Below are 16,225 nucleotides of genomic sequence, written 5' to 3' on the forward strand. Positions count from 1 at the left end.
CGGCGTCCGCGACCTCCGCGGCGATGGCCCGGAGCTTCCGCGCGGCATAGACGGTGCGCATCAGCTCTTCCCGGGTTCGAGATTGCCTGTCTGATTCCAGCCCTTACCCGTGTCACTCGGCATCGGAACCTCCGTGATGCGACCCGTCTGCCGCCTGGCGTGCGTCGCCGTCCCTCTCCTGCGGCGGCCGTCGAGACGCTCTCTTCTGCCTCGCGGCCCTCGGCATGCGCCCTGACGCACGCTGCTTCGCGCGCCGACGGCGATCACCTGAAACGGGGAATCAGGAGCATGGCAGGTTACAGAGGAGTAGACGCGTGGAGTCTGTCCTTGTCAAGAAGAACGGTGGGGCCCCGTACACTCCTGCTAGCTGAGTTCCGGCGGGCAGGACGAGGGCGTGGGCGCCGTCGCTCCGCTGCCGATTCACCTCCCTGGCAGGGGGCGTCGGGCTACCTCGTCTCGTAACTGAGGCTCCTCCATAACGTCGCCATGAATTCACGCGAGCTTTTCCGCCGTTCATCTAGTCGTGGGGAGGAAAGGCGGTCTTCCCATGATGTCCTTGAATCGCCGCGGCGCCGTCGTGGCCGCTTCGTGCCTCGCGCTCTCTGCCTGCTCGCTCGACGTCGCCGAGGAGGCTGTCGCCGAGGCCAGCGACGCGCTCACCGTCTCCTCGGCCGATGGGCGCGCCGCGCTCGCGCTGCGCTGGGCGCCGATCCATTACCAGGACGTGGACGTGACCGGCTCGCACGCGCTCGGCGGCCGCGCCGATTACATCTCCCGCGTCGACTTCGACGGGGACTGGTCGGCCACCAACAACTGGGAGAACGCCGGCGGGCGAGCCCTCCCTGCGCACGCTTACCACGCCGTCGTCGAGACCGGCACACACTGGTTCATCGTGTACACCTTCTTCCACCCGCGCGACTGGATGGACTCGCCCTTCGACACCGAGCACGAGAACGACTCCGAAGGGGTGCTCATCATCGTCGAGCGCGACGGCACCGAGCACGGCCGGCTCCTCGGCGCCGTGACCGTCGCCCACACCGACTTCTACTCGTTCGTGCCCGACGGGAGCCCCCTCGTCGCAGGCAGCGAGTCCATCGACGGCAAGCTGTCGCTCGCCTCGTTCGGGGGGCAGAGCCACCCGATCACGGCGCAGGAGGCGAAGGGGCACGGGCTCAAGGCCTGGCCGAGCTACGATATCGTGGGCGATGGGGTGAAGTACTATCCTTCGCTCACCCAGGCCGAGGAGCCCTCGTCGGCCTCGGACCCGGACGTGCGTTACCGGCTGTTCGACACGTACGGGCCCGACGGCATCTGGCCCCGCCGCAACCTCGCGACGCTGTTCACCTCGAGCGGCGCGTTCCTCGGCGACCGCGGCGGCGGCTGCGGCTCAGGCCTGTCCTTCTACTGCCCGACGAACGCCGCCAACGCGCCGTGGGGCTGGGACGACGGCGATGACGGCCCCATCGCCCGCGGGGAGATCGCGACCGATCCTGCCAAGCTCGTCGCGCACTACTTCAGCGTGCCTGCGGGCTTCTCCAGGAGCTATTCGTTCAACCCGTTCCTCGGTATCGGATCGCCCTAACGCCCAGGCAGGAACATCACCCCCCCGCCTCCGCTGCCCTCGCGGGCCACCGCGCCTCGAAGCGCGCGCCGCCCCCCGGGCCGCGCTCGTAGCGCAGCACTCCCCCGTGCCGCTCCAGCCAGCGCGCCGCGACAGCCAGGCCGAGGCCCGTGCCCGGGTGCTTCGCGTCTCGCCCGCGCCCCGTCACGAACGGCTGGAACAGCATCGCCTCGATCTCGGCCGGCACCCCCGGGCCGTTGTCCTCCACGCGCACGACCACGAAGCCGCCCTCGCCGCGCGTGACCTCCGCCCGGATCCGCCCCTCGGGGCTCCCGTCGAGCGCGATGGCCGCGTTCTGCAGGAGCGCCGTGGCGACGTCGAGGAACGCCCCGCGATCGGCCTCGACGAAGATCGACCCGCCTGCCTCGGGCGCCACCTCGATGGGCGGCGCGCCCTCGCCGACGATCTGCCGGACCTGGCTCGCCGCGAGCCGCAGCGTGGAGAGCACGTCGACCTCGCTCACCTCGAGCGGCCTCGGGCGGCTGTAGCGGAGGAGATCGTCGAGGAAGCGCCTCGCCCGGTCGACCTGGGCGCGCAGCGACGCCACGGTCTCGGGCTTCGCGCCCTGCCGCTCGAGCAGCTTCGCCTGCGCGGCGATGACCCCGAGCGGATTGCGGATCTCGTGCGCGACCGCGCTCGCGAGGCGGCCGAGCTCGGCGAGCCGCTCGGCCTGGTCGGCGCGCACCTCGACGCGCTCGATCTCGTCGGCGAGATCGCGGACGCCGATGGGCCTCGAGAACAGCCGGCGACCGAGGTGCTCCACGACGAGCATGCGCAGCGGATCGGACGGGAGCGCGGCGAGGAAGACGACGAACGCGAGCCAGCCGAGCGACGCGCCGCCGCCCGGCGCGAGCGCGGGCAGGACCTTGAAGAAGACAACGAGCCCGAGCGACGAGAGGAGCGCTGTCAGGCCGGCGTAGGCGAGCCCCTGCGCGAAGACGCGGCGGGAGCGGCCCAGCTCGCCGATGAGCACGGCGTAGGCCACGAGCAGGATGGCGAGGAGCAGGAGCGGCGCGCCGAGGAGCACGTCGCCGAGCCGGAGCACACGCAGCACCACGACGAAGCCGCCGCCGAGCGTCGCGAGCACGCTGCCGAAGAAGAGCGCGGCGATGCGCCGCCGCTGGAGCCCCCGGGCCGCGAGCGCCGCGCGCCCGAGGCGAACGCCGACCACGACCCAGGCGACGCCCATGACGACCGAGAGCGGGAAGAACAGCGGGCCCGGCGAGCGGGCGCCAGGACCGTAGAGGAGGCGCGGGTCGACGGCCCCGAGCAGCGCGACCGCGGCGCACACGGCGTAGGCGAAGACGACGGGGCGGCGCGAGGCGCCGGCGATGTCGGCGTAGGCGTGGGCGAGGCCCGCGGAGACGATGATCCCGCTCGGAATGACGTGCTCGGCGAGAACGAGCGTGCCGTCCGTCTCGAGCAGGATGAGCCCCGTCACCCAGAAGGCGAGGAAGAAACAGAGCGCGACGAGGCCGCGGCCCACGTTGCGCCCGAGCCGCAGCGCGGTGACCGCGACGGTCACGGCAGCGGCCCAGAGCGGGTAGTACGCGAGAGCGACCAGGGGTCTCACAAGGCCTCGGCGGGGTAGGAAGCCCCGACGATAGCGCCAGAGGCCCCGGGGGCGCGAGGTGTCCACGGCGTGGACAGCGGCCTGCCCATGGCCTGGGCACCGCGGCCCGCCGCCGCGCCTCGAGCCGGTCGATCAGCGCGGATCCCGCGGATGGCACGCGCGCTGCTGAGAGGCCTGTCGAGGAGACGAACCATGGCAGACGCGGTCGAAAGCTATCTCATCGCGGTGTACGGGGCCTATGCGGTCATCAGCGTCGGACTGACGATCTGGATCGCCCGCACGCTGTTCAAGAATGGATCGGTGTTCCTGGAGGAGGTGTTCGCCGACAACCCGAGGATGGCCGAGGCGGTGAACCGCCTGCTCGTGGTGGGGTTCTACCTGGTGAACCTGGGGTATGCGTCGCTGATCCTGAAGGCGGAAGGCTCGGCGACGATGACGGAGGCGGTCGAGGTGCTGTCGTCGAAGCTGGGCCTGCTCTTGCTCTCGCTCGCGCTGATGCACTTCACGAACCTCCTCGTGTTCCACCGCATCCGCCGCCGCGCGAAGCTCGCGGTGCTGCCGCCTCCGGTCGCGCCGCAGATGCGCATCGATCCGCGCACGGCGCGCGCGGAAGAGGAGATGGCCGCGCAGCGAGAGCGCCGGCGGGCCGTCGCGGAGGTCTCGGCGTGACGAGCGCAGACGCGGGCGTGAGGCGCCGTGGCGCCTCGCGCTGGCGGCGCGGCCAGGCGCCCTGGCCTCCGCGCTGCGAGGAGAGCGGGCCATGATCGAGCGAATTACCGTGCTCTATGACGCCGAGTGCGCGCTGTGCACGCGGTGCCGCCACTGGATGGAGCACCAGACGGCGCTTGTCGAGATGGAGTTCCTGCCCGCCGGCTCGCCCGAGGCGGCGGAGCGGTACGGGGCCGTGCCCTGGCTCGGCGAGGAGCTCGTGGTGATCAGCGATCGCGGCGAGGTCTGGGCCGGCCCCGCGGCCTTCATCGTGGCGCTCTGGGCGCTCGAGGGGTATCGCGAGTGGTCGTACCGGCTGAGCGGCGACACGCTCTCGAAGATGGCGGAGCGCTTCTTCCACGCGCTGTCGGGCAACAGGAAGTGGCTCGCGGGCTGGTTCGGCCACCCGTCCTGCGCGAGCGGCTCCTGCCGGCTGCCGGGAGCGCCGGCGGCGGGGCCCTATCGGTGAAGGGCACTTAGGGGAGCCACTGGCCCACCTCGGCGATGGTACGGGCGACCCCCACGATCGCCGCCGTACCGCCCAACCGCTGCAGGAGCGGAGAGAGCTCGGTGAGGCTGCCGAAGCCTACCAGCATCCGAGGGAGCTCGTCCGTCCAGTCGTTGCCGAGCTCGTTGCAGATGACCCTGGCTGCGTCGGCGAGGGCCATCCAGGGCGCGCAAGCCGCCAGGATGCGCAGCGCCTCCCGATCGCCATGGGCCCAGTAGGCGGACATGACCTCTCGTACGGCCTTCTCGCGCATGTCCTCGGGGAGATCGGGTAAGATGCCCGCGAAGCTGACCATGCGCGATTCCCCTTCTCGGCTCTCCGCGAGCCGCCAAGCTTCGTCGGGCGAGAGGTCCGTGGGGCGGATCACCATGTCCCTCGACAGATACCCGTCCACCTCGTCGTACGTCGCGCCCGCGCGGAGCCGGCGGGTGCGCTCAGGGTCCGCCGCGCTCCGGTCCGCCGTCACGTGAGGGATGGGTCGGGGAAGGATCTCATCGAGACCTGCGCAAGCGTCCATAGCCCATCTCTGAACCAGCTGCTGCTCCGAGCCTGTCACCAGGGAGGCGAACGTCACCAGCGCCTCGGCACGCTCACGCGCGGCTCCAGTCGGCTTCGCCACATCCACCGTTGGCTCTACATAAGGCGCCTTGCGATAGTCTACTTCTTCGATACTTCCCTCCTTCGCGAACAAGGAGGCTTCGACCAGGGCGCACCGAACGATAACGCAGAGAAGCGTTGCCCTCTCTTGCTCGGCCGCTGCGGCGCGCGCCGGACGGCAGGCTTCGATGAGCGCGTCCTCGGCGGCGTAGCGCGCGCGACGAGCGTCAGTGGTGAACCCGACCAAGCCCCCGGGATGGCTCATCCAGATTCGGAGCCACTCGGGTGACACGAGCGTCAGCAAGTCAACTATTGATACAGAGCGCCGCTTCATGTGGGCGCCCAGGTACTCCACGAGGTAGGATGGCCACGCCTCGGGCGAGATGGCTGCGCGTGTGAGCGCCGCCAGCCCCCTCGCTATGAGGGCATCTTCGATGGACGCGACTTTGCTCGTTTCCATCGTCCAACCTGCACGGGTCGCGTCGTCGCGGAAGGAAAATTTGCCATCGTCGCTCAGCAGGACGAGCCGCTGAGCAGCGTGCGGTCCGTCCTTGAAGGCCTCAACCTCAGTTGCGTCCAAACCCAGTGCCAAGACGAGATCGTCGTTCGATACGGGAGCGAGCGCCGTCCCAAGCGCATCGAAGAAGCGGGCAAGCGAGGGTTCCATGTCGCCAGCGCTGTCGGCGGTCCGCCGCGCCTGCGTCGTTCCTTCCGAAGAATCGCTCTCTCCGGCAAGCAAGAAAACTCTCGTCTGCTCCGGAGACCAAGCGAGGCGTTCATGCAACTCAACGCCGTGCACCGATGAACTCTCCGGGCTGGTCGAGACGACGATGTGTGCCCCGTCGTAGGCTTCACCCAGGAAGGGCATTCTCCTGTGCGGCCACCCATCTGCCGCCCGCTCGATCCCGTCCACGATCACGAGCAACTGAGGGCATTCCTCGTTGGGAACCGACGAGACTGAGTCGACGCCCCGAAGCGCCATTCGGATCGACAGCATCAGCTCCTCGGGGCTGCGCGGTCGACTGAAGACCGCCGTTGCTGAACTCCGAAACAGACCGAAGAACAGCTTCAGCATATCGCGTTCGACCGCGGTTCCGAAGCAGGGACTTACCGGCACGAAGATCACTTCGGCCAACTTACGCTCCACGATCGATAGAGCCCATCGCGCCAGGAGGGCCGTACGTGTCCCGGGATCGGCGCTCACCACCAAGGCGCAGGCCGGCCCGCCGGCAAGCCAGTCGTCGAGCTGTGTGAGCAAGGGGAGGAACGCTGGCGGAGTCGGCCGAACGAGAACCTCGTCCGCGATGGCTCTCCAGAACGAGGCAAGCCCGCGATGCGAACGCGCATAGCCGCCCTCCGGGCCGCGCAAGGATTGGAGTGCATCTCGCCTGGCGGCGAGATCTTGACCGCGACCGCCGGAGCCACCACCACCGCCGCCGCCTCCCATCACGAAGACGCCGGGGTTCATGCCAGGGATGGCAGGGATGTTCGGGACCGGGGCGGTGCGGGCCATGCGCCGAGGATACTTTGGCGAGCCGATATCCGGGCGACGATCGACACCCGCTGGTCGTCCGGCAGCTCTCACATCGGCGGGGCCGTCCTCGCGGGCGGCACGCGACCGCCGGCGAGGACCTCCGTGAGTTCCCTCAGTGCACCCGCATCCCCGGCTTCGCCCCCGAGTCCGGCGACAGGAGATGCACCGTCTCGTCCCCCGCCGCGAGCACCATCCCCTCGCTGAGGCCGAACTTCATCTTCCGCGGCGCCAGGTTGGCGCACACGATGACGAGCCGCCCGATGAGATCTTCCGGCTTGTAATACGCCTTGATCCCGGCGAACACCGTCCTCCGCGCCTCCCCGCCGAGCGAGACGGTCAGCTTGAGCAGCTTCTTCGCCTCGGGCACGTGCTCCGCCGCGACGATGCGCGCGACGCGCAGGTCGACCTTGCTGAAATCGTCAATCGTACACTCCGGCGCGAGCGGCTCCTTGGCGAGCGCCGCGCCGTCGTCCTCCGCGGCCGCGCCCCCGCCCGCCGCCTGGCCTGCCTCCGCGTTCGCCCCGGCCGCGCCGCCCGGCGCCGCCGCCTCCTCGGCAGGGCGGCCCTCCGCGATCATCTTCTCCACTGCACCCGGCTCGACCCGCTTCATGAGGTGCTCATACGCGGCCACAGGCGTGCCCACAAGCGGCGTCTTCGCGAGCGCCCACCGGTCCATGGGGCACCCGAGCAGCCGCGCGACGTCGTCGGCCAGCTTCGGGAGCACCGGCGCCAGGTAGAGCACGATCTGCCGGAACAGGTTGAGCGCCACGGTGCAAACGGCCTGCAGCTCCGCCTTCTTCTCCGGCTGCTTCGCCAGCGCCCACGGCTGCATCCGGTCGACATACTCGTTCGCCCGGTCCGCCAGCGCCACGATGCTCCTCGTCGCCCGCGCATAGTCGAACGCCGCGTACGCCGCCCCGATCGCGTCGCCCTCCTCCACCGCCGCCGCGAACAGCCCCCCGTCCTCGGGGTAAACCGCCGACAGCCCCGTCTGCGCCACGAAGCGCGACGACCGGCTCGCCAGGTTCACGACCTTGTTCACGAGCTCGGCGTTCACCTTGTTCACGAGCTCTTCCAGGTTCAGATCGATGTCGTCGACCTTCGAGCTCAGCTTGCTCGCGTAGTAATAACGGAGGTACGCCGGGTCGAGGTGCTTCAGGTACGTCGAGGCCAGCACGAACGTGCCCTTGCTCTTCGACATCTTCTCTCCGTTCACGGTGAGGAACCCGTGCACCTGCACGCGCGACGGCAGCGAGAACCTCGCGCTCTTCAGCATCGCCGGCCAGAAGAGCGTATGGAAATACACGATGTCCTTCCCGATGACGTGGACGATCTCCGTCTCCTCGGATCGCCACCAGTCGTCGAACGCCTCGCCTTCCCGGGCGCACCACTCCTTGCTGGCCGCCATGTACCCTATCGGCGCGTCGAACCAGACATACCAGTAGTTCCCTGGCGCGTCGGGGATCTCGAACCCGAAGTACGGCGCGGGGCGCGACACGTCCCAGTCGCGGAGCGGCTCCGACAGGAAATGCCCCGCGAGGTAGTTCGCGATCTCCTTCGACATCCGCCCCTCACCCTGCGTCCAGGTCGACAGGAACGGCCGCTCCGGCTCGATGGCCACCATGAGGTGCTGCGCGCTCCGCACCTCGGGCCGCGCGCCCGTGAGCGCGCTCCTCGGCTCGACCAGATCGGTCGCGGCGTAGGTCGAGCCGCACCGGTCGCAGCTATCGCCGTACTGGTCCGGCGCCGCGCACTTCGGGCAGGTGCCCTTGACGAAGCGATCCGCCAGGAACATGCCCTCCTGCGGATCGAAGAGCTGCGTGACCTCCTTCGTGGTCACCATGCCGCGCTCGCGCAGCGACGCCCAGATCTCCTCGCACAGCGCGCGGTTCGCGGGGGAGTTCGTGCTGCCGTAGTGGTCGAACCGGATCTGGAACGCCGCGAAATCGCGCTGGTGCGCCGCGCTCATGTCCGCGATGACGTCGGCCTCGCTCCGCCCCTCTTGCCGAGCGCGGATCATGATGGCCGTGCCGTGGGTGTCGTCGGCGCACAGGGATATGCACCTCCGCCCGGTCATCCGCCAATAACGGGCAAAGATGTCGGTCTGGGTGTACTCGACGAGGTGGCCGATGTGGATGTGCCCGTTGGCGTAGGGCAGCGCGCTGGTGAGCAGGAGCCGTTTCATGCTGCGCTGGACTTTGCACGAAATCCCAGCCGGATGCGAGCCGCCGATGGCGCGCGGGCGCGCCTTCCAGCGGGGCGCCGCGCGGGCCGGCGTGGACACGACAGCGGACGTGCAGCCATGGACGGAGCGGGCTCGGGCTCTAGATACGTAGTGAACCGATCGACGGGGAGGGGACCATGGCAGTCCAGAGGAAGCAACAGAGGAAACAGGGGCGTGGTGGCAAGGAAGGCGGAGCGCGGGCGCTGGAGGCCCAGCCCCTCCTCCGCCAGCGAAGCGAGGAGATCCAGCCTTTCGGGACGATCGTGGACTATCCGCTGGCGCTCGCCGCGAAGTCGCGCGCGGAGAGCATCCGGGCGCTGAATCAGATCCTGTCGGACACGCTCGTCCTGCGCGACATGTACAAGAAGCATCACTGGCAGGTGTCCGGGGCGACCTTCTTCCAGCTCCACCTGCTCTTCGACAAGCACTTCAAGGAGCAAGCCGCGCTGATCGACATGCTCGCCGAGCGCGTCCAGATGCTGGGCGGCGTCGCGATCGCCATGGCGCACGACGTCGCGGAGACGACGAGGATCGAGCGAGCGCCCCGCGGCCGCGAGCAGGTGCCCGCCCAGCTCTCGCGCCTGCTCGACGCGCACGAGCTCATCCTCGCGGAGACGCGCGAGGCGGTGAAGCTCACCACCGAGAACCGCGACGATGGCACCGCCGACCTGCTCATGAGCGACGTCCTCCGCACGAACGAGATGCAGGTGTGGTTCCTGTCCGAGCACCTCGTCGACACGCCGCTCGTCCGCGCCACCTGAGCGCCGGCACGCCGCTTCCGCCTCGCCGTCCAGCCCTCCGGGCGCGCTCCGAAAATTCGACGGGGCGCGCGTAACCTTTCCGGCCCCCCGATCGTGGTACCGCCAGGAAAGGGATCATGTGATGCTTACTACAAAAGACGTGGTGGTGATCGGCGGCGGGCTCGCGGGCCTGGCCGCGGCGGCGTACCTGGGCCGGGCGGGCCGGTCGGTCGCCCTCGTCGAGAAGGCGCACGCGCCGGGCGGCCGCGCCTCCACGCAGGAGAGCCACGGCTTCTCGCTGAACCTCGGCGCCCACGCGCTCTACCGCGGGGGCGCGGCGCACGAGGTGCTCCGCGAGCTCGGCGTCCGGTTCACCGGCGCGGCGCCGTCCCCGTCGGGCGCGCTCGCGCTCGACCGCGGCGCCCTCCACACCTTGCCGTCCGGCGCCCTGTCGCTGCTCACGACGGGCCTCTTCCCCCTCGCCGCGAAGGTCGAGATGGGGCGCGTCCTTGGCAGCCTCGCCGCGGCGAACCCCGCGCCGCTCGCGGCGGTCCCGGTCTCGGCCTGGCTCCGCGACGCCTTCCGGACGCCCGAGGCGCGCCGCTTCGTCGGCGCGCTCGTCCGGCTGTCGACCTACTGCGCCGACGACGATCGCCAGAGCGCCGGCGCGGCGCTCGCGCAGGTGCAGCTCGCCCTGAGCCACGGCGTGCTCTACCTCGACGGCGGCTGGAGGACCCTCGTCGACGGCCTGCGCGACGCCGCCGTCGCGGCCGGCGTGGAGATCCTCACCGGCGCGCGCGCGGCGCAGATCGCGGCCGAGGGCGGCGCCGTCTCCGCCGTGGAGCTCGCGAACGGCGACCGCCTCGGCGCCGGCGCCGTGCTCGTCGCCGCGAGCCCGCGCGCCGCGGCCGCGCTCGCGCCCGCGAGCGCGGCGCTCGCCGCGCACGCCGAGCGCGCCGTCCCGGTCCGCGCCGCGTGCCTCGACGTCGCCCTGTCGAGGCTCCCTCGCCAGCGCCCGGGCTTCGTGCTCGGCATCGACCGCCCGCTCTACCTGTCGGTCCACACCGACGCCGCGCGCCTCGCCCCCGCGGGCGGCGCCGTGATCCACACCGCCCAGTACAGCCCCGAGCTCGCCGGGCGCGACCCCGAGCGCGAGCTCGAGGATCTGCTCGACCGCACGCAGCCCGGCTACCGCGGCGCGATCGTCGAGCGCCGCTTCCTGCCCTCGCTCATCGTCTCCAACGCCGTGGTCACGGCGGAGGGCGGCGGCCACGCAGGGCGCCCCGGCGCCCGCGTCCCGGATCTCGACGGGCTCTTCCTCGCGGGCGACTGGGTCGGGCCGACGGGCATGCTCGCCGACGCGAGCCTCGCCAGCGCGCGGGACGCCGCGCGGGCCATCCTCTCGCGCCGCGCGCTCGACCGCGCGGCGTGACGGGGTTACCCGACGCTCCATGAGCAGCTCCACGGCCTCTCCTGCCCCGAGCGCCGGGCTCGCCGCCCCCGGCTTCGTCGCCGCGAGCTACCGCGAGCACGAGCGCTTCCTCTGGGCCCTCTCCTACCGGCTCACCGGCAGCGCCGCGGACGCGGACGACATCGTGCAGGAGACGTTCGTCCGCGCGCTGGAGCGCCCGCCCGCGCGCACCGAGGAGCCCGTCCGCCCCTGGCTCGCGCGCGTCGCGCTGAACCTCGGCCGCGACGCCCTCCGGCGCCGCAAGCGCCTCGCCTACGACGGACCGTGGCTCCCCTCCCCGATCGAGGCGGAGCCCGAGCCCCCGTCGTTCGAGATCCCGGGCAAGGAGGGCACCGAGGGCCGCTACGACCTCCTCGAGAGCGCGTCCTTCGCCTTCCTCATCGCGCTCGAGGCGCTGACCCCGCAGCAGCGCGCGGTGCTCCTGCTCCGCGACGTCTTCGACTACTCGGTGCAGGAGACCGCCGCCGCGCTCGACCTGTCGGAGGCCAGCGTGAAGACGACCCACCACCGCGCCCGCCGCGCCCTCGAGCCGTACGAGCGCGACCGCTGCCGCCCCTCACCCGAGCTCGTCGAGCGGTCGGGCGCGGCGCTCGTGCGCTTCCTGCAGACGCTCGCGACGCAGGACGTCGCCGCCATCGAGGCGCTCCTGAGCGAGGGCGTCCGGGTCATCAACGACGCGAACGGCGAGTTCAAGGCGGCGCGCCGGATCGTCGTCGGCCCGAACCGGGTCGCGCGGTTCTACGTCGGCCTGCTGAGGATCGACGACCCCGGAGCGCTCCGCCACGAGCTGCGCCTCATCAACGGCCTCCCGGCGGTCGTCATCGAGCGCACGACCACCGTGGAGAAGCTGGCGCCGCGGTTCGTCATGCGCTGCGAGATCGACGCGAGCGGCCTCATCAAGGCGATCCACTCCGTGCTGGCCTCGCACAAGCTGACGGCCGTGAAGGCGCTCGCTCCGTGAGCGCGACGATGAGGCCGGCAGGGCGAGCAACGAGAGGCAGCCCCCTGCCGGCCGAGCACTGGAGTGAGTCGTGTCGCGAAGCGTACTTCGGCCGGCGAAGTAGATACTGTTGGAGCAACATAGCGCCGGCAGGCGCTCATGTCCATAGCGGAACAGCCCGCTCGCTCAGGTGGCTTTGCCGCCTCCCTGGGCCCGTTCGCGGTGCGCCTCTGCGATGAAGTGACGAACCTCCTTGTCGATGGCGGCGATCGCTATCCCCTTGAAGGGGCGCATCAGGAGAGGCACGTCGAGATCCACGTCCACGGCGCCGGGGCGGAGCTCCATGCTGCCTTTCAGCTTGACGCCCTTCACCGAGAAGCCGAGCTCGGCGCGCTTCGCGTCGCGCCACACGAGGAAAGGCTCGTACTCGGCGTACCGCTCTCGGTACTGCGCGATCGCTCGTTCGGTCGCCAGCTTTGCCTCGCTGTCGTTCAGGTCGTGCTCAATCGTGTGCTTCATGATGGGACCTCGCAGTTCGTATCAGGGCACATCGCGAGAATCGGCCAGGGGACCGTCCGCCGTGAGGCGTCGCTCGCGGGCGCGGCGCCCGGCCGAGTTCCATCGGTGAGATAACACGGATGCACGGGGCCTGCGGCCCTCTGGCGCTCGTCAGCATCGCGCATCGCGCGCCCGCGCTCTGTGACATTTCGCCACGCGGCGGAACCGCGGGTGTCTGTGGGCGGCCGACCGGGGCCATCACCGTGAAGGCATCGCAACGCCGGAGGGCGCCTTTCCACGGACCGGACGGCGTACCTGCGCCGGAGGCCTGCGCCGGAGGCCGCCCTTCGCGCGGGGGCGCCCTGGCCCTGCGCCCCTCAGTGGCCAGTGGTCACCGAGCCCGGCCTCGCGTAAAGAGAGCCGCCGCCGTGGACCTCCTGTATTTCGCGCTGCTCTGCTCCGTGCTCATCTTCGTGCACGAGCTCGGCCACTTCGTGTGCGCGAAGATCTTCGGCGTGAAGGTCCTCACCTTCTCGATCGGCTTCGGCCCCCGGGTGCTGCGCCTGCGGGGCCGGGAGACGGAGTACTGCGTCGCGCTCCTGCCCCTCGGCGGCTTCGTGAAGATGCTCGAGGAGAACCGGCAGGAGGCCGTGCTCCCCGAGGATCGCAAGCGCACCTTCGAGTCCCAGGCGCTCTGGAAGCGCGTGATCATCGTCATGGCCGGCCCGGCGATGAACGTGCTCTTCCCGGTGCTGCTCTACTTCGCCGTCTTCATCGGGGAGACCCGCTTCGTCCCGCCGACGGTCGGCGTCGTCCTGCCGGGGCACCCGGCCGAGGGCCGGCTGGTCCCGGGCGATCGCATCCTCGAGGTGGACGGCGAGCGCGTCAGCACCTTCGCCGAGCTGCACCGGATCGTGACGAAGAGCCCCAACCAGGAGCTCCGCCTCAAGGTGTTCCGCAACAAGGAGCACGTCGAGGTCACGGTCGTCCCGGAGGAGAAGGTCGTCCAGAAGCCGCTCGAGATCGTGGACCGGGTGGGCGAGATCGGCATCCGGCCGAGCCGCCCCGCCGCCGTGGTGGGCGTCTCGCGGCCCGACTCGCCCGCGTTCCGGGCCGGGCTGCGCACGTTCGACGTCGTGACGGAGGTGCGCGGCACGCCCGTGAAGACGTTCGCCGACCTGGAGCTCGCGCTCGAGGAGAGCCGCGGCGCCACGGTGCCGGTCACGTACCTGCGGCCGGTCACGGTGCCGCGCGCGCTCGGCGGCCTGGCCGAGCTCGCCGTCTACGAGTCGGGCGTCGCCGCGCTGACGCCGGAGAGCGGCCACGGCGACCTGCTCGCGCGGACCGGCATCGAGCCGGCCGACCTCTACGTCGCCGAGGTCCCCGAGGGCTCGGCCGAGTGGGACGCCGAGCTCCGGCCGGGCGATCGCATCACGGAGGTCGACGGGGTCGAGGTCACCGCCTGGTCGACCTTCGTCGAGCGGCTCTTCGCGGCCCCGGATAGACCGCACGTCATCACGTGGCAGCGCTCGGGCCAGCGCAAGAGCGGCACCATCGAGCTCCGCCGCGAGGACTGGATCGACGAGTACGGCCAGCGCCGCCCGCGCTTCTACCTGCGCGCGTCGAACTGGTCGCCGATGGTGGCCGAGCCGTTCGTCGACAGCCCGTCGGCCTTCCAGTTCGCCCTGGAGAGCGCGGTCGACGAGACGTACGACGTCATCCGGTTCATCGTGGTCGGGATCGTCCGCATCATGGAGGGCAAGGTCAGCATCTCCACGCTGGGCGGCCCCATCACGGTGTACGACGTGATCGGCGAGGAGGGCGCGAAGGGGGTCAGCTACTTCGTCTGGGCGATGGCGGTCATCTCGATCAACCTCGGGCTCATCAACCTGCTGCCCATCCCGGTGCTCGACGGCGGCCACCTCCTGTTCTTCACGTTCGAGGCCGTGCTGCGGCGCCCGCTGCCGCTGCGCGTCCGCGAGATCGCGAGCCTTGTCGGGCTCGTGGTGCTCATCGGCCTGATGGGCATCGCCTTCAAGAACGACGTCGAGCGCCGCTGGGACGTGATCCAGGGGCAATTCAAGGAGCTCGTTGGCTGACCGGGGCCAAGGTGACGGGCGTGACGGGCGCGACGGCGGCCGCGGCCCGGCGCGCCCGCCGCATCCGGCCGAGAGCGCGCCGCGCGCGGTCGCGGCGCGCGTGCTCGCGCGGGTGTGGGGCTCGGACGCCTTCGCCTCGGCGGCCCTCGACGCCGAGCTGCGCCGCGCGCCGACGCTCGACCCGCGGGACATAGGCCTCGCGACGGAGCTCGTCTACGGCGTCCTGCGCGCGCAGGCGGCGCTCGAGGCGCGCATCGCCGAGTTCGCCGCGAAGAGCCGCTGGACGGCCGACCCGCTGGTGCGCGCCCACGTGCTGATGGGGGCGTACTCGCTCTGCTTCCTCGATCGCGTCCCCTCGTTCGCCGCGGTCTCGGAGGCGGTGGATGGCGCCCAGGCGGCCGGCGGGCCGCGGGTCGGCGCGTTCGCGAACGCCGTGCTGCGCCGGCTCGCGGCGGCCGTGGAGTCCGGCGGTCGCCCGCCGCTCGCGAGCGCGGTGGTCGCCTCCGCGCCGGGGTGGCTGCGGGGCGCCCTGCGCCGCTCGCTCGGCCGGGCCGCGGCCGAGGCGTTCCTGTCGGCCGGCCCGGTGCCGCCGCCGACCGGCCTCTGCCTCGCCCCTGGCGAGGACCGCGGCGCGTGGATCGAGGCGCTGCGGGCCGCCGCGCCCACCGGGTCCTTCGAGGCGGGGCGCGTCTCAAAGGCCGCGATCGTCGCGCGGGGGGCGGGCGATCTCCGGCGGCTCCCAGGCTTCGGCGCCGCGTGGATCGGCCAGGAAGAGGGGGCGCAGGCGCTCGCCTTCGCGCTCGGCGCGCGGCCTGGCGAGGCCGTGCTCGACGCCTGCTCCGGCCGGGGCAACAAGTCGTGGCTCCTGTCGCGCGCGGTGCTGCCTTTCGGCGCGGTGGACGCGGCGGACCTGTACCCTGCGAAGCTCTCGCAGCTCCGCGCGGCGCTGGGCGCGCCTCCCGTGAGCGCGGAGGGCGCAGGCGCGGAGGCCGGCGATGCGCAGGCCGACGCGCGCGACGGGCTCGGGCGGGCTGCGGCCTCCGTGCGCGAGACCTACGCCGTCGACTGGACGGTGGGCGCGGGCGACGTCCCCGAGGGCTACGACCGGGTGCTCGTCGACGCCCCTTGCTCCGGGGTGGGCACGCTGCGGCGGCGCCCGGAGATCGCGCTCCGGCGCGAGGCGGACGATCTCCCTCGCCTGGCCGACCTCCAGGTCGCGATCGCGCGCCGCGCCGCGACCCGCGCCCGGGACGGCGGCCGGCTCGTGTTCGCGGTGTGCAGCGTGCTGCGCGAGGAGTGCGAGGCCGTGGCGGCGCGGCTCGCGGCCCCGGCGGACGACGGCCTCGGCGTCCGGCTGGAGCCGGCGCCGTTCGACGCGGAGCTCGCGCGCGAGCTCGCGGGCGGCGGCGACGCGTTCCGGCTGCTGCCGCACGTGCACGGCACGGACGGGTATTTCGCCGCGATGTTCGTCGTGCGGCGGTGACGACGCGTGACGACGCGTGACGGCGCGCCCGTCCGCCGTCCTTGTACGATGGTAGGCGGATAAGAGCAGCTTGACTTCCGGACAGCGTTTGGACTTCCTAACGACGTTTTGGCGGCAGCTGCCCAGCCACGAAGCGCCGCCGCAGCTGTCGGCAAATGTAAGGAGGTGGGGTTATTGGTGCGATAGCCGCAATTTGTCTCCGCGGTGTTTCTTATCGCTGGGCACTCGC

12 protein-coding genes are annotated in these 16,225 nt (G+C 71.3%); 8 read left to right on the forward strand and 4 right to left on the reverse strand.

Annotated features, from left to right (window positions below; all coding sequences use genetic code 11):
* Positions 1–547: 547 nt before the first annotated feature.
* Positions 548–1,582: a hypothetical protein gene (locus tag WME73_RS43725; RefSeq protein ID WP_437913457.1), complete on the forward strand. Its 1,035-nt coding sequence runs from the start codon at positions 548–550 to the stop codon at positions 1,580–1,582.
* A 16-nt stretch (positions 1,583–1,598) separates the two neighbouring features.
* Here the strand turns inward: WME73_RS43725 and WME73_RS43730 are convergent, their stop codons facing one another.
* Positions 1,599–3,194 (reverse strand): ATP-binding protein, encoded by a 1,596-nt coding sequence (locus WME73_RS43730; RefSeq protein WP_437913458.1) that lies wholly within the window; start codon positions 3,192–3,194, stop codon positions 1,599–1,601.
* A 192-nt stretch (positions 3,195–3,386) separates the two neighbouring features.
* Between WME73_RS43730 and WME73_RS43735 the strand changes: the two genes are divergently transcribed.
* Both WME73_RS43735 and WME73_RS43740 read left to right on the forward strand, forming a co-directional pair.
* Positions 3,387–3,863 (forward strand): hypothetical protein, encoded by a 477-nt coding sequence (locus WME73_RS43735; RefSeq protein WP_437913459.1) that lies wholly within the window; start codon positions 3,387–3,389, stop codon positions 3,861–3,863.
* A gap of 91 nt (positions 3,864–3,954) precedes the next feature.
* The gene (locus WME73_RS43740; protein WP_437712446.1) at positions 3,955–4,371 is read left to right on the forward strand and encodes a thiol-disulfide oxidoreductase DCC family protein; all 417 of its coding nucleotides are present in this window, start codon (positions 3,955–3,957) and stop codon (positions 4,369–4,371) included.
* A gap of 7 nt (positions 4,372–4,378) precedes the next feature.
* Here WME73_RS43740 and WME73_RS43745 read toward each other — a convergent pair whose 3' ends face one another.
* The gene (locus WME73_RS43745; protein WP_437913460.1) at positions 4,379–6,520 is read right to left on the reverse strand and encodes a hypothetical protein; all 2,142 of its coding nucleotides are present in this window, start codon (positions 6,518–6,520) and stop codon (positions 4,379–4,381) included.
* 133 nt (positions 6,521–6,653) lie between these two features.
* Positions 6,654–8,726, reverse strand: coding sequence for a methionine--tRNA ligase (gene metG, locus WME73_RS43750; RefSeq protein ID WP_437913461.1), 2,073 nt, complete (start codon positions 8,724–8,726; stop codon positions 6,654–6,656).
* A 176-nt stretch (positions 8,727–8,902) separates the two neighbouring features.
* Here metG and WME73_RS43755 point away from each other — a divergent pair, with 176 nt between their 5' ends.
* The 3 genes from WME73_RS43755 (at position 8,903) to WME73_RS43765 (ending at position 11,937) form a co-directional block, all read left to right on the forward strand.
* Positions 8,903–9,526, forward strand: a complete 624-nt coding sequence (locus tag WME73_RS43755; RefSeq protein ID WP_437913462.1) for a Dps family protein — start codon at positions 8,903–8,905, stop codon at positions 9,524–9,526.
* Positions 9,527–9,647: 121 nt separating this feature from the next.
* On the forward strand, positions 9,648–10,937 hold the full coding sequence (locus WME73_RS43760) for a phytoene desaturase family protein (protein WP_437913463.1): 1,290 nt from the start codon (positions 9,648–9,650) through the stop codon (positions 10,935–10,937).
* Positions 10,938–10,956: 19 nt separating this feature from the next.
* Positions 10,957–11,937: a sigma-70 family RNA polymerase sigma factor gene (locus tag WME73_RS43765; protein WP_437913464.1), complete on the forward strand. Its 981-nt coding sequence runs from the start codon at positions 10,957–10,959 to the stop codon at positions 11,935–11,937.
* A gap of 165 nt (positions 11,938–12,102) precedes the next feature.
* Here the strand turns inward: WME73_RS43765 and WME73_RS43770 are convergent, their stop codons facing one another.
* Entirely contained in the window at positions 12,103–12,435 is a 333-nt protein-coding gene (locus tag WME73_RS43770; protein WP_437742222.1) for a polyhydroxyalkanoic acid system family protein, read from the reverse strand.
* A gap of 407 nt (positions 12,436–12,842) precedes the next feature.
* On the opposite strand from WME73_RS43770, the gene rseP reads away from it, so the two are divergent.
* Together rseP and WME73_RS43780 are read left to right on the forward strand one after the other, a co-directional pair.
* Positions 12,843–14,513 (forward strand): RIP metalloprotease RseP, encoded by a 1,671-nt coding sequence (gene rseP, locus WME73_RS43775; protein ID WP_437742223.1) that lies wholly within the window; start codon positions 12,843–12,845, stop codon positions 14,511–14,513.
* Positions 14,506–15,996 (forward strand): RsmB/NOP family class I SAM-dependent RNA methyltransferase, encoded by a 1,491-nt coding sequence (locus WME73_RS43780; protein WP_437913465.1) that lies wholly within the window; start codon positions 14,506–14,508, stop codon positions 15,994–15,996. Before rseP ends, WME73_RS43780 begins: the two co-directional genes overlap by 8 nt.
* The last annotated feature ends 229 nt before the right edge of the window (positions 15,997–16,225 follow it).

It is taken from the genome of Sorangium sp. So ce302 (genome assembly GCF_051530145.1).
Classification (GTDB): Bacteria; Myxococcota_A; Polyangia; order Polyangiales; family Polyangiaceae; genus Sorangium; species Sorangium cellulosum_B.

What these genes read in the sequence shown, in the direction of transcription:
- WME73_RS43725 (WP_437913457.1), top strand. Translation starts at nt 548, where the DNA reads ATGATGTCCTTGAATCGCCGCGGCGCCGTCGTGGCCGCTTCGTGCCTC.
- WME73_RS43735 (WP_437913459.1), top strand. Translation starts at nt 3,387, where the DNA reads ATGGCAGACGCGGTCGAAAGCTATCTCATCGCGGTGTACGGGGCCTAT.
- WME73_RS43740 (WP_437712446.1), top strand. Translation starts at nt 3,955, where the DNA reads ATGATCGAGCGAATTACCGTGCTCTATGACGCCGAGTGCGCGCTGTGC.
- WME73_RS43745 (WP_437913460.1), bottom strand. Translation starts at nt 6,520, where the DNA reads ATGGCCCGCACCGCCCCGGTCCCGAACATCCCTGCCATCCCTGGCATG.
- metG (WP_437913461.1), bottom strand. Translation starts at nt 8,726, where the DNA reads ATGAAACGGCTCCTGCTCACCAGCGCGCTGCCCTACGCCAACGGGCAC.
- WME73_RS43755 (WP_437913462.1), top strand. Translation starts at nt 8,903, where the DNA reads ATGGCAGTCCAGAGGAAGCAACAGAGGAAACAGGGGCGTGGTGGCAAG.
- WME73_RS43760 (WP_437913463.1), top strand. Translation starts at nt 9,648, where the DNA reads ATGCTTACTACAAAAGACGTGGTGGTGATCGGCGGCGGGCTCGCGGGC.
- WME73_RS43765 (WP_437913464.1), top strand. Translation starts at nt 10,957, where the DNA reads ATGAGCAGCTCCACGGCCTCTCCTGCCCCGAGCGCCGGGCTCGCCGCC.
- WME73_RS43770 (WP_437742222.1), bottom strand. Translation starts at nt 12,435, where the DNA reads ATGAAGCACACGATTGAGCACGACCTGAACGACAGCGAGGCAAAGCTG.